The organism is Mycobacterium sp. WUMAC-067, from assembly GCF_020217485.1.
Classification (GTDB): domain Bacteria; phylum Actinomycetota; class Actinomycetes; order Mycobacteriales; family Mycobacteriaceae; genus Mycobacterium.
Genome location: NZ_JAEKMI010000022.1, coordinates 16,118 through 29,692, shown reverse-complemented (window position 1 = coordinate 29,692; position 13,575 = coordinate 16,118). Strand labels below are relative to the sequence as shown.

At 66.9% G+C, this 13,575-nt stretch carries 12 protein-coding genes; 5 read left to right on the top strand and 7 right to left on the bottom strand.

Translation table 11 applies throughout. From position 1 onward, the window contains the following. Positions 1-138 precede the first annotated feature (138 nt). Positions 139-594: a UDP-N-acetylglucosamine--LPS N-acetylglucosamine transferase gene (locus JF781_RS16625; RefSeq protein WP_225328040.1), complete on the top strand. Its 456-nt coding sequence runs from the start codon at positions 139-141 to the stop codon at positions 592-594. Continuing rightward, positions 591-1,076, top strand: coding sequence for a glycosyltransferase (locus tag JF781_RS16620; RefSeq protein ID WP_225328041.1), 486 nt, complete (start codon positions 591-593; stop codon positions 1,074-1,076). The genes JF781_RS16625 and JF781_RS16620 overlap by 4 nt, the downstream gene beginning before the upstream one ends. 8 nt (positions 1,077-1,084) lie before the next feature. Here the strand turns inward: JF781_RS16620 and JF781_RS16615 are convergent, their stop codons facing one another. Genes JF781_RS16615 through JF781_RS16590 form a run of 6 tightly spaced genes read right to left on the bottom strand, consistent with a single transcriptional unit; the run spans position 1,085 to position 8,968 of the window. Next, positions 1,085-2,128, bottom strand: coding sequence for a glycosyltransferase family 4 protein (locus JF781_RS16615; RefSeq protein ID WP_225328072.1), 1,044 nt, complete (start codon positions 2,126-2,128; stop codon positions 1,085-1,087). A gap of 11 nt (positions 2,129-2,139) precedes the next feature. Beyond that, positions 2,140-4,083, bottom strand: a complete 1,944-nt coding sequence (locus tag JF781_RS16610; protein WP_225328042.1) for a glycosyltransferase — start codon at positions 4,081-4,083, stop codon at positions 2,140-2,142. Continuing rightward, the gene (locus JF781_RS16605; RefSeq protein WP_225328043.1) at positions 4,080-5,555 is read right to left on the bottom strand and encodes a flippase; all 1,476 of its coding nucleotides are present in this window, start codon (positions 5,553-5,555) and stop codon (positions 4,080-4,082) included. The genes JF781_RS16610 and JF781_RS16605 overlap by 4 nt, the downstream gene beginning before the upstream one ends. Positions 5,556-5,566: 11 nt before the next feature. Beyond that, positions 5,567-7,153 (bottom strand): sugar transferase, encoded by a 1,587-nt coding sequence (locus JF781_RS16600; RefSeq protein WP_225328044.1) that lies wholly within the window; start codon positions 7,151-7,153, stop codon positions 5,567-5,569. Beyond that, positions 7,138-7,710 (bottom strand): dTDP-4-dehydrorhamnose 3,5-epimerase family protein, encoded by a 573-nt coding sequence (locus JF781_RS16595; protein WP_225328045.1) that lies wholly within the window; start codon positions 7,708-7,710, stop codon positions 7,138-7,140. Before JF781_RS16595 ends, JF781_RS16600 begins: the two co-directional genes overlap by 16 nt. Before the next feature lie 55 nt (positions 7,711-7,765). Next, on the bottom strand, positions 7,766-8,968 hold the full coding sequence (locus JF781_RS16590) for a PPE family protein (protein WP_308011552.1): 1,203 nt from the start codon (positions 8,966-8,968) through the stop codon (positions 7,766-7,768). Positions 8,969-9,597: 629 nt separating this feature from the next. Between JF781_RS16590 and JF781_RS16585 the strand changes: the two genes are divergently transcribed. The 3 genes from JF781_RS16585 (at position 9,598) to JF781_RS16575 (ending at position 13,132) form a co-directional block, all read left to right on the top strand. Further along, the gene (locus tag JF781_RS16585; protein ID WP_225328046.1) at positions 9,598-10,275 is read left to right on the top strand and encodes a TetR/AcrR family transcriptional regulator; all 678 of its coding nucleotides are present in this window, start codon (positions 9,598-9,600) and stop codon (positions 10,273-10,275) included. A 53-nt stretch (positions 10,276-10,328) separates the two neighbouring features. Beyond that, a complete protein-coding gene (locus tag JF781_RS16580; protein WP_225328047.1) occupies positions 10,329-11,039 on the top strand; it encodes a TetR/AcrR family transcriptional regulator in 711 nt (236 codons plus the stop codon). Between the two features lie 83 nt (positions 11,040-11,122). After that, positions 11,123-13,132 carry a hypothetical protein gene (locus JF781_RS16575; RefSeq protein WP_225328048.1) on the top strand — a complete coding sequence of 670 codons (2,010 nt, stop codon included), beginning with the start codon at positions 11,123-11,125 and terminating at the stop codon, positions 13,130-13,132. 30 nt (positions 13,133-13,162) lie between these two features. Here the strand turns inward: JF781_RS16575 and JF781_RS16570 are convergent, their stop codons facing one another. Further along, positions 13,163-13,525, bottom strand: coding sequence for a PAS domain S-box protein (locus JF781_RS16570; protein ID WP_008254177.1), 363 nt, complete (start codon positions 13,523-13,525; stop codon positions 13,163-13,165). Positions 13,526-13,575: the final 50 nt, after the last annotated feature.

Sequence of the window (13,575 nt, the reverse complement as noted above, 5' to 3'; positions counted from 1 at the left end):
CCGGATCCTCATCGCGAAATCTCGTCGATCTCTTCGCTGTCGGCATCCCGGCGCCGGCCGCGACGGGAGTTAGTCTCTAACACGGGATCGTCGCGACGTTGCCGGAAAGATCGGCGCGCGCCTCAACCGAGGGGAGACATGGGCCGGCTGCTCCTCATCGCATCCTCCGGCGGGCACATTTACGAGATGTTCTGCCTGCGGGAGTTCTGGCAGGACAAGGATCGGTTTTGGGTGAGCTTCGGGACCGCCGATGCCCGTTACCTGCTGCGCGACGAGCAGGAGGTCTACTGGGCCGCGCACCCGACGGTCCGCAACGTGCCCAACCTGCTGCGCAATCTATTGCTGGCGCTGCGGCTTTTGATCCGCCACCGCCCCGCCATGATCCTGACGACCGGATCGGGCGTGGCGGCCCCCTTCCTCTGGCTGGCCTGGCTGCTGCGGATTCCCACCGTGTTCATCGAATCGATCACCCGCATCACCGAGCTCTCGCTCACCGCCCGCATGGTGAAGCCGTTCGCCTCCCGCTTTCTCGTGCAGTGGCCCGAGTTGGCCGACCGGATTCCCCGCACCGAGTACCACGGGAGGATCGTGTGATCTTCGTGATCATGGGCATGGAGGTCCATCCCTTCGACCGGCTGGCGCGCGCGGTGGACGAGCTGGCGCGCACGGACGCGGTGGGGGAGGACTTCTTCGTGCAGCTCGGAACCTGCAAGTTCGAGCCGCGCCACGCCGCGTTCGAGCGCTTCCTGTCCTTCGGTGACGTGTGCACGCAGATCCGGCGGGCCTCCGTCACCGTCACCCACGCCGGCGCCGGATCGACGCTGCTGTGCGTCGAGCAAGGAAAGCATCCCGTGCTGGTGCCGCGTCGCTCGTCGCGCGGCGAGCACGTCGACGAGCACCAGCTGCCGTTCGCCGAGAAGATGGCGGATGCGGGACTGGCGACCGTGGCCCGAGAAACCGAGGAGCTTCCGGCGGCCATCGCGGCGACGCGGTCCCGAGCGGCCGCACCCGATGCGCTGGGCCGGGCCCGCGAACTGACCGGATGGCTGGAGACGTTCTGGCGGGGCCTCGCCTGAGCGCCCCGTCACCGTCGCCCATCCAGCACCTGGGTGATGACGTCCAAAAAGCGCACGGCGACAAGGTCAACGGCGCATCGGCGCGCGTAGTGGCGCGCCGCGTCGGCCCCGAGCTGAGCCGCGGTCACCGGATCGGCCAGGAGGTCGAATGCGGCGGCGAGCCCGGCGACGTCGTCGACGCCGACGGGGGCCAAACCCGGCGGCTGGTATTCGGGCAACGCGCCGGCGGTGGACACGATCGGCATCACGCCCAGCTGCATCGAGAGCGATTGCACGCCGCTCTGTGAGGCGCGCCGATAGTGGGCGATCGACCCTTTGGCGGCGGCCAGTGTGGGGATGACGTCGGCGTAGCGGAAGCTGCCGTTGCGCCAGCGCGTGTGTTTGGGCAGGGCGTCGGCGTCCAGTGGCCCGTCGCCGATGAGCACGAGGTTGTCGCCGCGCCAGCCCCCGCCGACCACATGTCGCTGCCAGGCCGCCAGCACGACATCGACGTTCTTGTAGGGATTGAGACGGCCGAACATGACGAAATCGCGGCGCCCTTCGGGCCTGACGAACGGTGGAACGCGGTCGAGATCGAGGTCGCTGGCCAACGGCACGACATGCACCGGCGTGCCGGCGACGTCGCGGCGCGCGGAGATGGCGGCCGCGACATAGTCGCTGTAGGTGATGGTGGCGGCCGAATGCGCGGCCCAGCGGTCGAATACGGCGCGTTCGTAGGCCGGCGTCAGTTCGTGGGGGTCGTGCGGTCGATCGTCGTGCACCACCTGAATACGCGGAGTGCGGCCGGCCAACGCGATCCAGCGTGGATCCCGCACCAACTCGGCGATAACAATGTCAGGGCGGAACCGTCGGACGCGGCGCCAGGCTTTCAGGGTCGGCAGCCAGGTCGCGGCCGTGCGGAATCGCGGGTCGAGCACCAACTCGTAACCGCGCGCGGCGTCCGACTCCGGGTGCTGATCGGAGGTGACCAACAGCACGTCGGCGCCCTGGCGCTGTAGCGCTTCCGCCTGCACCCGCACCGCCGGTCGCGTCCATGGCGAAAGCCACAGCACCCGAGGCGAATTCACAGCACCGCTCCGATGGCGCTCAGGTAGGCGTCGGCCATCGCCTCCACCGTGTAGTGCTTGCGCATGCGCTCGTAACCGCGTTGCCCCACCGACGGCAGCGCATCGGGATCCGCCATGATCCGGGTCAGGTGTTCTCGCCATCCCGACACGGATACGGGCTCGACGAGAAATCCCGCCTCACCGAAATCCAGCATCTCCGGGACAGCGCAAATCGCCGACGCCGCAACCGGCACCGCACGGGCCATCGCCTCGAGGATCACCACCGGGAACGCTTCGGAGCGGCTGGGAACGCACAGCAGATCCGCGTCGGCCAGCGCCGGTCCGGGCCCGGCCGACCATCCGCGCCATTGCACCCGATCGCGCAGTCCCGCGGGCGTTTGTTCCTGCAGCCTCTCCCGATCGGGCCCGTCGCCGAAGATCGACAGCTTCCACGGCACCTCGACGAGGCCGCCGAGCGCCTCGATCAGCAGATGCGGGTTCTTGTGCTCGACGATGCGCGAGAGCATGACCAGGTGCAGCGGTTCGCCGGCGCTTCGATGCCGACGGCTCGGCTCCCCGCTGTCGGTGACACCGTTGGGTGCGACGAAGCGCCGTCCCCAGAGCCGGTGCTGTTTGGCCAGCATGTCCCAATGTCGTTGTGCCAGAACGATGAAACCGTCCGCGCGTCGCATCGCGGCGGTCAGCGGGCGCGAGTAGATCGGCCGGTGTTCCTCGGGTGGGACATGCGGTGCGACCAACCATCGACGGCGCCTGCCGGCCGCGCGCCACAGCGTGCCAAACCCCACCTCGGTATTGGTGTCGCCGGTGATCAGCACCGCCGGGCCCTCGGCGATATCGACCATCGGCGCCCACCAAGGCTGGCGAACCACCCGCACCGTGTTCGGGATTTCGGCGATCAGTGGGCCGAACCGCTGCACGCAGACGATGGTGACCGGGTAACCGCGGCGGTCCAATTCCGTTGCCAAGAGCGCCTTTTGTCGCTCCGCACCCCCGTAGACCAGGCGGTTGGTGGCGATGACTATCGAGGGCAGGTCGGTTCGCCGGCGCGCGCGCTGCGGCCGCCGCAGCCGCCGCAATGCGGCGGTGCCGGCCAGGTATACGTCCGCGTGGTGAACGCCGCGTTGATGCTCGAGCAACAGCGCGGTATTGGTTCGCACCAAGTCCCGATCGCGGCGCCGTCGGGGGCCGTCGTCGGTTGTCGGGTCGCGGCGCTCGACGCCGAGCTCGTCGGCGAGCAGGATGCGCCAGCCGGCCGCGCGGGCCCGGGCCTGCCAGTCGGCCGCCTCGCCGTAGCCGAAGTACTCCTCGTCGAAGCCGCCGATGGTATTCCAGGCCGCCCGGCTGATCGCCAGGCAGATAGGTGCCAAATCGCCGTCGATGCTTCGTGATTCGGGGGGCTGGCGAGAATACCGCCGTGCGGGCGGCGTACGGCGGAGCGGGGCGGAGCGGCCGGCGGCTGCGCTCAGCTCCCGGGTGACGGTGTGGTGGCGGGCAGCGACGTCCCATGGCGCCCGGCCCGGCGCGGCGGCGTCGCGGGCGAGCGGCGAGACCGCCGCCACGCGGGGCTGGCGAAGCAACTCGCGGGTGCGGTTCAGCGGCCCGAGCACGCGGGCATGGGGGTCCAGCAACAGCAGGTCGACATCGGCGGGCATCTGCTCCACCACGGCGTTGCAGGCCGCGGCGAAACCGGCGTTCGGCTGACCCGGAAACCACTGGACCGCGGGGTGTTTCGCGGCGAGTTCCGCATGCTCCGTGCCGCCGTGGTCGTAGACGTGAATCGGTAGTTCGGGTAGATGCTCGGCGACGCTGTCGAGGCAGACCTCGAGCGGCTCGTGGGCGCGTTGGCTCACGATCAGCACGGCCAGCGTGCGCGTCGACGGCAGGCCGGCCGTGTCGCCGACGGGGCGCTTCAGATAGGCACGGTCCGTTTCACGGGTCATGCCGTCGGCTGCTTCTCGCGCAGCGTGGCCCGCAGCGAGGCGAGGGTGGACCAGCTGATCGGGCCGAAGGTCGCGCTGGTGGCCAGGTAGGCGGTGGCCGCCGCGGTCAGCACCAGGATCACGTGGTGGCCCGAGAGCAGCAGTGTCACAACGACACTCGCCCCCGTCGGGATCAGCAAGCGCAGCACGAACAGCACGGGCGTGCGGTAACCGAAGCGGCGGCGCAGCCACCAGCTGGAGATCGCCATGTTGAACAGTTCCGTGCACACCAGCGCCACGCCGGGACCGACGGCGCCGAACCGCCCGGCCAGGGCGAGGTTGAGCGCGACGTTGAGCACGAGGGTCGCCACCGTCAACCAGAGCAGCACCTGTTGATGATGGGAAGCCACCAGACCCTGGCCCAGGGTGCCGCCGACAAACCGCAGGGCCGCCGCGACGAACAGCAACGCCAGGGTGGGCGTCCCGCGTTCGATGAACGCGCTCTTGCCGAACAACCCGATCAACGGTCCGGCCAGCAGCACGCCCACCACGGCGATCGGGACCGCCACGAAGTACATCAATTCGACGCTGCGGCGCAGAAATCGGGCGAACGCCGCGACGTCACGCGAGAACAGTTCGGTGGCCGTCGACAGCGTCGACTTGTGGAAGATCAGCGAGACCACGATCGTGTTGAACGAGATCGTGAGGGCCAGGCCGTACACGCCCACCTCGGAGTGGGTGCTCAGCAGGGACAAGATCACGCCGTCGGCGCGGCAGTACAAAAGCCCCACAATCATAAAACCGATCAGCGGCAAGCTTTCCCGTAACAGGTCGGCGGCTTCCCGCGGGGCGAACAGCGGCCGCACCGAGATGTGCCGCATCGCGGCGGCGCCCTGGATCAGCAGCTGCACGGCGGGCGGGATCAGTTGTGCGACCGCGAACCAGATGACGTCCGAGTGCGCCGCGACCAGCCAGGCAACTATGGCCAGCGTGCTCACCCGGGCGGCGACGTCGGAGATGGCCACCGCGGAGAACCGGACGGTGGCAAGGAATACCGGTTCGAATCGTGTCGTCATGGTCTGCAGCAGCAGCCCGCCCGACAACACGACCAGCATCACCCGCACCTGCGTGTCGTGATAGATGAGCAACCCCGACCCGGCTGCCAGCACCGCGAGGGGACCGCAGTAGAGCAGGGCCAGGCCGCTGTTGATGCGCACCAGGCGTTCGAGTTCGCCGCGGCCGGAGGTCACCCGTCGCACGATCACGGTGGCGATGCCCAGATCGGCGAAGCTGGTCCACATCGCGACGAATGCCACCGCGATGGTGAGCTGGCCGTAGCGGCCGGGCCCCAGATAGCGCGCGGTCATCGCCACCGAAACCACGGATGCGAGCATCCCCAGCGCGCGGCAGATCAGCTGGATCGAGAACGCGTGAGCCATTCGCGCGAGCGGCACCGAGGGCACCACCGCGGCGGGTGCCGTTGGCTCAGTCATGGCTCGCGAGCCTAGTAGGCTCCGTGGCTTGTCAGGACCGCTTTCACCGTCTTCGCGACGATCATCAGGTCACCCGACATCGACCAGTTGTCGACGTACGACAGATCCAGCCGCACTGACTCTTCCCAGGAGAGGTCCGACCGGCCGCTCACTTGCCACAACCCGCTGACGCCCGGCTTCACCAGCAAGCGCCGCTTCACCTCGCCGTCGTAGTTGTCGACCTCGCGGCGCAACGGGGGTCGCGGCCCGACGACGCTCATGTCCCCCTTGAGAACGTTGATGAATTGCGGGAGCTCGTCGATGCTGTACCGGCGAAGAATTCTGCCGACGGGGGTGACCCGGGGGTCCTGACGCATCTTGAAGAGCATGCCGCCGGCGCTTTCATTGACCGCCAGCAGGTGCTCGAGCTGGGTGTCTGCACCGTCGACCATCGTGCGGAACTTCAGCATAGTGAAGGGCTTTCCGTCGGTGCCGATACGTTCCGCCGGGTAGAAGACGGGTCCCTTGCTGGTCAGCTTGATGGCGATGGCAGCGGCGACGAGCACCGGTGCTGTGGCGACCAGCGCCGCCAGCGAGAACACGAAGTCGAAGGCCTGCTTCTGAAAGCGGTGCGCCCCTTCGTATTGCGGCTTGTCGACGTGCAGCAGTGGCAGCCCGCCGGTCAGGCGCAGGGTCAACCGCGCCTCGGTCACGTCCATGACGCCGGGCGACACCACCAGGTCGACGTCGCGGGTCTCCAGCTGCCACAGCAGCTCCCTGATCCCGTGCATCCCAAAGTGATCCGTCTGCGTCACCGCCACGGTGTCCGCGCCGCAGCTGTCGATCGCCGTCGCCACCTGGGTCTGGTCGCCCAGGATCGGTACCTGACGGCCGCCGATCGTCAGGGTGTTGCCGCGGGCCGGCCCGTAGCCGGGGATGCAGACGCCGACCACGACGCACCCGGCCACCGCGTTGCGGTCCAGTTCATGCGCGAGGTGCGTGACCGATTGCCGGTCGCCGATCGCCAAAACGCGGGTCTGGCATTCGCCCTGGACTCGCTTGCGGCAGATGTGCTTTCGCCACACGCTACGGCTGGCCAGCAACCCCACGGTGCCGACGGGAAGCGCGATCGCCAGATAGCCGCGGGCCAGGTCGACCTTGGCCAGCAAGGTCACCATGGCGATGATCCCGAACGTCCAGAAGGACGCGGTGCCGATCCGGCGGTACTCCTCGATCCCCGCCCCGATGATTCGCGTTGAGCGCGTTTGGAATACCGCGAGGGCCGACAGCCACAGCGCCGCGAACAGGAAGGAGAACAGCGTCATGGTCTGGTCCGAGTAACCCGACGTGTTCGCGATTTCGCCGAATCGGACGTACTGGGCGAGCATCACCGACGCGAAGACCATCACCGAGTCACTGATGCGCAGGCCCTGCGAATAGCGATCCTGCCAGCGCTGTACGGGATTCCCACCGGCCGAAGGCGTGACGGGCGCGGTCATGGGCGAACCCGCCGTCTCGCTGCGATGCAACGCGGTCGTGCCCGCAGGCCAGGCCTTGAGCTGCCGCCAGCTGGGCTGCACGACATCCACCGTGCTGGGAACGATCACCGACTGACGCATGATGCCACCTGTTCCACTGGTGCCAATCTGGATTTGCGCGAGGGCCAGCTCGCGTCTTGTTCGGAGATGACCGTGACCGGTATCGGCCACGAGATCCCGAATTCGGGGTCGTCCCAGCGGATCCCCTCCTCGTCGGCCATCGCGTACCGACCGCTGACGTGAAAGGTGACCTCGGTGTCATCGACCTGCGTCTGGAAGCCGTGAGCGACGTACGGGGGCAAGAAGAGCGTGCGGTGGTCGTCGGCGCTCAACTGCACCATCACGTGGTCGCCGTAGGTCAGCGAGTCGGGGCGAACGTCGACCGCGACAGCGGCGATAACACCGCGGGTGCAACGGACCAGTTTCGCCTCGGCGTGTGGTGGCACCCGACGGTACAGGCCACGCACGGTGCCGCGGGTGTAGTTGAAGAAGATATTCGTCTGCGCGACTTCAAAATTCAGCCCGTGGTTGGCGAAGTCGCGGGCGGAGAACGAACGTGAGGAATACCCGCGATGGTCGTGGTGGAGTTCGAAGTCGATGATTGTCACCCCGGCGACCTTGGTGGGCGTGTACTTCACTTACCGCTCCTTCTCGTGCACCGGGCCTTCAAAACCTGTCCGCTCATGAGATGGCCTACGCGTATCCGGCCGACAGTGGGCGTGTCATCACGGTCGGGATCACGCCGTATCGCGGCCCGAGGTTCTTGCCCGAGGCGGCCGCGAGGCGGGGCAGCGAGCCCATGACGCTGGGCGGCACATTGGCGCCGGCGAGGTTGATGGCGGGCAGCGCCGAGACGGCGCTGTGGGCGGCGGGAATCACGCTGGTCCAGCTCGCCGGCACCGCCAACGGACCCAGCATGGCCGCCTTCCCGAGGCTGCCGAAGATGCCGGATCCGAGCGATCCGAGCGCTCCGGCGCCCGAACTGGCCGCACTCGCCGCTCCCGAGGCGGCGGCCATGGCGCCGTCGCCGGCGGCTTTTGCCAAGCCTTGCGCGGTCTGGGCTATGCCGAGGATGGAGGACATGCCGTACAGGGGGGTCGCCGCCGCCGAGAATGCGCTGGGGATGGCGCCGGGGATACCCGACGCGAGACCCGTCATGATCGAGGAATTGGCGGCGTCGCCTGCACCGGACCCAGCGTTCCCAATCGTCCCGCCGAGATCAGGGCCCGTATCGGCCGTGACTTTCATCGGCGAGGAAAGCTGGTGCAGCGAGTTGGGCACCTTGGACACCACATTCGCCAGGTTCGCCTGCTCCGTTTCCGAAGTGGCCTTGCCGACGGCGGCGGCCTGCTGGGCCGCGCCGCTCTCGTTGGTCACGTTCGGCGCCGGGGTGAAGGGTGTCACCTCGCACGCGGCCGCCGAGCCCGCCGCGTAGGCATACATCGCCGCCGCGTCCTGCGCCCACATCTCCACGTATTCGGCCTCGGTGGCGGCGATCGCCGCCGAGTTCTGCCCGAGGAAGTTGGTCGCGACCAGCGTCGCGAGCTGGGCCCGATTGGCGGCGACGGCCGGCGGCGGGACGGTCATCGCGAAGGCGGCCTCGAAAACCTCCACGGCAAGCCTGGCTTGACCGGCCGTCTCCGCGGCTCGCGCTCCGGCACCAGCCATCCACGCCATGTAGGGCGCGTACGCCGAGGCCATGGTCAGCGAGGACGGGCCCAGCCAGCGTCCGGTGGTCAACCCGGCGATCACCGAGCGGTAGCAGCTCGCCGCGGCGTGCAGTTCGGCGGCCAAAGCGTCCCAGGCCACCGCCGCGGCCATGAGGGAGAAGGGGCCGGGACCGGCGTACATCCGGGTGGAGTTGATCTCCGGGGGAAGCGCTCCGAAATCGATCACTTGACGGCCCGCCCGTCAGCGGATCGCGTCGTGGATCCGGCGGAAGCGCCCTCTCGGCATGCTCCGAGATCAGCAAAACGGCCAAATCCATACCGAAAGTATGGAAATAACGGGATTTGAAAGCTAAAGGTCATTCGTCCCGGCCTGAAGCCCTTTAGTCCGCGCCGACCGGGGCTGGCGGTCCCCAGGGCCGGCAAGGAGATGAGCGCGGCGCCCACGTCCCCTCCCGCCACGCGGCCCGAATAAGGCGTGGTGAGAGGGGACATGGGCTTTCTCCTTCGTGCGATTCGAACGGTCGAGACGATCTAGGCGTCCGATCAGACTGACGTACGCACAATAGCGTATAAAACATACTATAGGTTTGACAACACGCTGTGACGTAAACCTCAAGTATTTACACGGGCGTCAACCGGGACAGCCGTATGACTGCTAACCTCAGAAGTGGGCTAGAAATCTCGAGCGACGCGGGTGCGTGTTCGCTCCCAATGTCTGAAGAACCGAGGTGTGTGTGCCCTGCTTGAGCAAGGCGTCGTGCGACGCAGGGGTGGCCGACGCCGCCCGCGGCCTCAGCCTCGGTGCCACGGCGTGCCCCACAATTCGCGCCGCGGAGAGCTGAGTTCTCGATCGCGATGACCACACACTCGACTGACGGACGAGCAGACGCGACCCGGCAACAGATTCTGCGGGCCGCGTCGCATCAGTTCGCCCGTCGGCCCTACCACGACGTCGGCCTCGACGACATCCTCGCCGAGGCCGAACTGACCAAGGGCGCAATGTACTTCCACTTCAAGTCGAAGCATGCCTTGGCGGTCGCCATCATCGAAAGCCAGGTCGAGGCCGGGGCGGTCGGCGTGCGTGACCTGCTGACGCGCGGGCTCTCGGGCCTCGAGACGCTCATCGACTTCTCGTATCTGATCGCCATTCGGGACATCAAGATGGACCTCGTCAGGTCGGGACTGAATCTGATGGAGTCCGTCGGCCTGCCCGACGGGCTCCAGGAAAAGTTGTTCGACCGCTGGATCAGAAACCTGGGCCGAGTCGCCGAGCAAGCCCAGGCCGAGGGCGACATCAACGCACAGTGCGACCCGCAGGACGTCGGCCGCATGATGGTCTCCCTGCACATGGGACTGCGAAAGACCAGCAACCTGGACGACCCGGAACGCTTCCTGCTCGACCTGGAAAAGTGCTGGTCCTTACTGCTTACCGGGATACTGCAACCGGACCGTTCCGAGTACTTCCGCCAATTCCTCAGGCGGCGTACGGCGCTCGCCGTCAACACCGGTTCAAACGATGCCGACTCGCAGTAGTAACGACGGCGAACGACCCGCGCGTCCGACGAGACTCTGGAGGTGCAGCGGCGATGCCGCGCCAGGTTCGGTCTGAGGCCACTCGGCAAAAAATCCTCGACGCCGCGATCGAAGTGTTCGGCGAGGTCGGGTACGCGGCCGCCGGATGGAGCACGATCATCGAGCGGACGGGCATGACCAAAGGCGCCCTCTATCACCACTTTGATTCGAAAGAATCGTTAGCCTCGAACATCATCGAGGAAGGGTCTGACGCGATCCTCAGCGCTTATCGAAATGTCTGTAAGTCGTCATCGCCGGGGCTGGAAAACATTGTGCACGGCTCATTCACGATCGTCGACGTGTTGGGCTCCGACAAAATGGCCCGGGCGGCCGCGCAATTGGCCACCGCCTTAAGCGGATTCAACGGGGCGGCCTCGCGCTTCTACGCCAACTTGGTGCTGGAGACGGCCCAGGAGGCGCGCCGCGCGGTCAAGGAAGGCGACCTTCGGAGCGGCATCGACCCCGACGTGCTCAGCGCGTCGATCGTGGGCACGATATCCGGGACACGGCTGATCGCGACCGCGATATCCAGCCACGGCAGGATCGGGGACGTCATCGGTGATCCCTTCGCTCGGTTGCATCAGCTCTGGGAACTCCTGCTGCCCGGCGTCGTCTCGGAAGCGTCGCTGCCCTACTTCCAGCAATTTCTGCGGCGCGAAGTGATGCGCCATACCGCGGCCAGCGCCCCGCTCGACGAGGACGGCGGGGAACCGGAAACCGATTAGCGTTCGGTGAGAGCCGTTGCGGGACACCTTTTCGCGGTCGCCGCAACGGCCTTTCCGTTATTGGGGTTGAAGCGCTTTCAACAATGCATACTGTTCCGGTGATGTTCCGGAAAGCTCTCGGCCGAGCAATTGCACTCGCCGGTGTCGTCGGTTTCTTGGTGATGAATGCTCCCGCGGCATCATGGGGTGCGCCCACCGATCCGCTCACAACGACGGATTCGACGACGACGCTGACGTTGGCCGATCTTGGGTCTTCCTCCACCTTGGAGTTCTGGGGCCTGACCAACAACGTGCCGCTGACTCTGCCGGTACTGCATGGGCTGACCCCGACGGCGCTGAACGCGACCGTCGAACTGCCAATCAATCTGCGGTCGGGGCTCATCACCGTGACACAGGGCGATCGCACCATCGCGCGGGTCAACCTGCCGACGACCGATCAGGCCCCGATCGTCATCCCGCTGACCGGAGCGGAGGTCGTCGACAACTTTCTGAGCGTGACGGTGCGTACGTACCTGGTGCCGCTGGACGGATATTGCTTGTACCCGGAAAGCCCGCTTCGGCTCGCCAACGGAACGGTCACCTACACCGGGACCGAACTGCCGCCCACCACAGTGGCTCATTTCTTGCCGCCGGTGCTGCGAAAGCTGACCATCTATTTGCCGCAATCGCCGTCAACTGCCGAGTCCGACACGGCAATCCGACTGGCCGCCTCCACCGCGTCGCATTACGGCAAACAGGCTCCCGAGATCGTCGTGGTCCCGTTGCAGGAAGGACAGGCGGCCCCGCCGACGCCGCCGGCGCCGCTGGAACGCCAGGTCGTCGTCAAAGAGGGCCCGGACAACGGCCTTTCCCTGCAGGGCGCGACCGGTGTGCCGTGGCTCCTGGTCTCCGGGCCGCTGGGCCAAACGGACGAATCGAACATCGCGGTGCTCTTCAGCGACCTGTCGGAGCTCGCCTTTTCCTCCAGGGCCTCGGCGGAATCGGTGAAGCCCACAGTGCAACTGGCGGGGGACACCGCCACGCTCCGCGACCTCGGGCGCCCGTTCATCAACGCGACTTCCCTGCAACCGCGGGTGTCGATCGGACTGGACCAGACCCGGTTTGGCAGGTCCATCCACGGGGTCCGCGTGCATCTGCAGGGTTCCTACACGCCGACGCCGCCCAATATCGCCGGCCGGATCGCCGTCACGATCGGTCCCGAGACCATCGATCACTGGCCGACCGATGGCCAGGGCGGCATCGACCGGTGGATCGACGTGCCGGATCGGCTCCTGCAGCGCTACACCAACATCGAAATGGTGCTCGACGTCGCGAGCAACGTCGGGCATTGCGGAGACTTCTACACCGCAGGGCCCGGAAATCAGCTGCTGACGTTGAACATCAACGGCGACAGCACTATTCAGAGCAGTAGCGCGGCGCCGCCGACGCCGGACGGCCTTCAGTCGGTACCGCAGACCTTGATGCCCCGCGTGCAGGTGGGCATCGCGGAGCACTCGTTGGTCGACACGGTGCGCGCGCTCGACATCATGGTGGGTCTGCAGCGGATGAGTTCGATGCCCATCGACACCACCGTCACCAGCGTGAAGCAAGCGGTCGATTCCTCGAATCCCGCGCTGCTGATTTCCGCCGACGGCTGGAATCAGTCCGACGTGACGCTCCCCGTGGCCGCGGGGCCCAGCGGCCCGATCACCGTCAACGCCGTCGGGTCCGGCGACAAGCCCACCAAGCTCACGTTGGACCCGGTGCTGCGATTCGCCTCTCTCCAAACGGTTTTCAACCGCGGCCGCACACTGCTGATCGCGACGTCCAATGGGGCGCCCGGACAGCTTGACGAGCTGATCAGGTGGCTCAAGGGCGACGACAACAAGCACTGGCAGCGGCTCAAGGGCGTTGCGGTGGTGTCGGTACCGGGACAAGACCCGGTGACCGTCGATCATCCGCCGTTGCCCGCCGGTGCGGCCGCCGCGGGATCCGGAAGCCATTCCGACCTCGACTGGCTGTGGTGGTTCGGCGCGGGGTGGGTCGTTGTCGCCATCGTCGGGGCAGGGGTGATCGTGTGGCGTGTCAGGCGCGAATCATGGCGGCGCCGATAGCGTTTGACTGGGCGCGCCCCTGAGGACCTGCTAGCGCGCTTCTTCCCAGAGCTGCTCGGTCAGATCCTGGAATGCGGCGAGGGCGAACTGATCATCCACCCGCCGCACCGCGGACTTGCTCATCATCGCGCGCACGACCGAGCCGTCCTTGTGCGCCAGTTCGACGACCATGTTCGCGAGAGCATGCACGGTCGCCAGCAGCGATTCCGACGCCGGGGCCTGATGGAAGATCTGTTCGAACCGCAGCGACAGGGTTTCCTCCGGCTCGTAGCCCATCATGTCGGCAAACGCGGTGTTGGCGAACAAGATACTGCCGTCGTCGCCGATGGCCAGCACCGGAACCGGGATCCGCTCCAGCACCACCAGTGCCGGCAGCTCCTTCAAGGTCGTCATCGGCGATTGGCTCTGTTGCCGGTTCTGGCGTCGTTCCACAGCCCGATTAT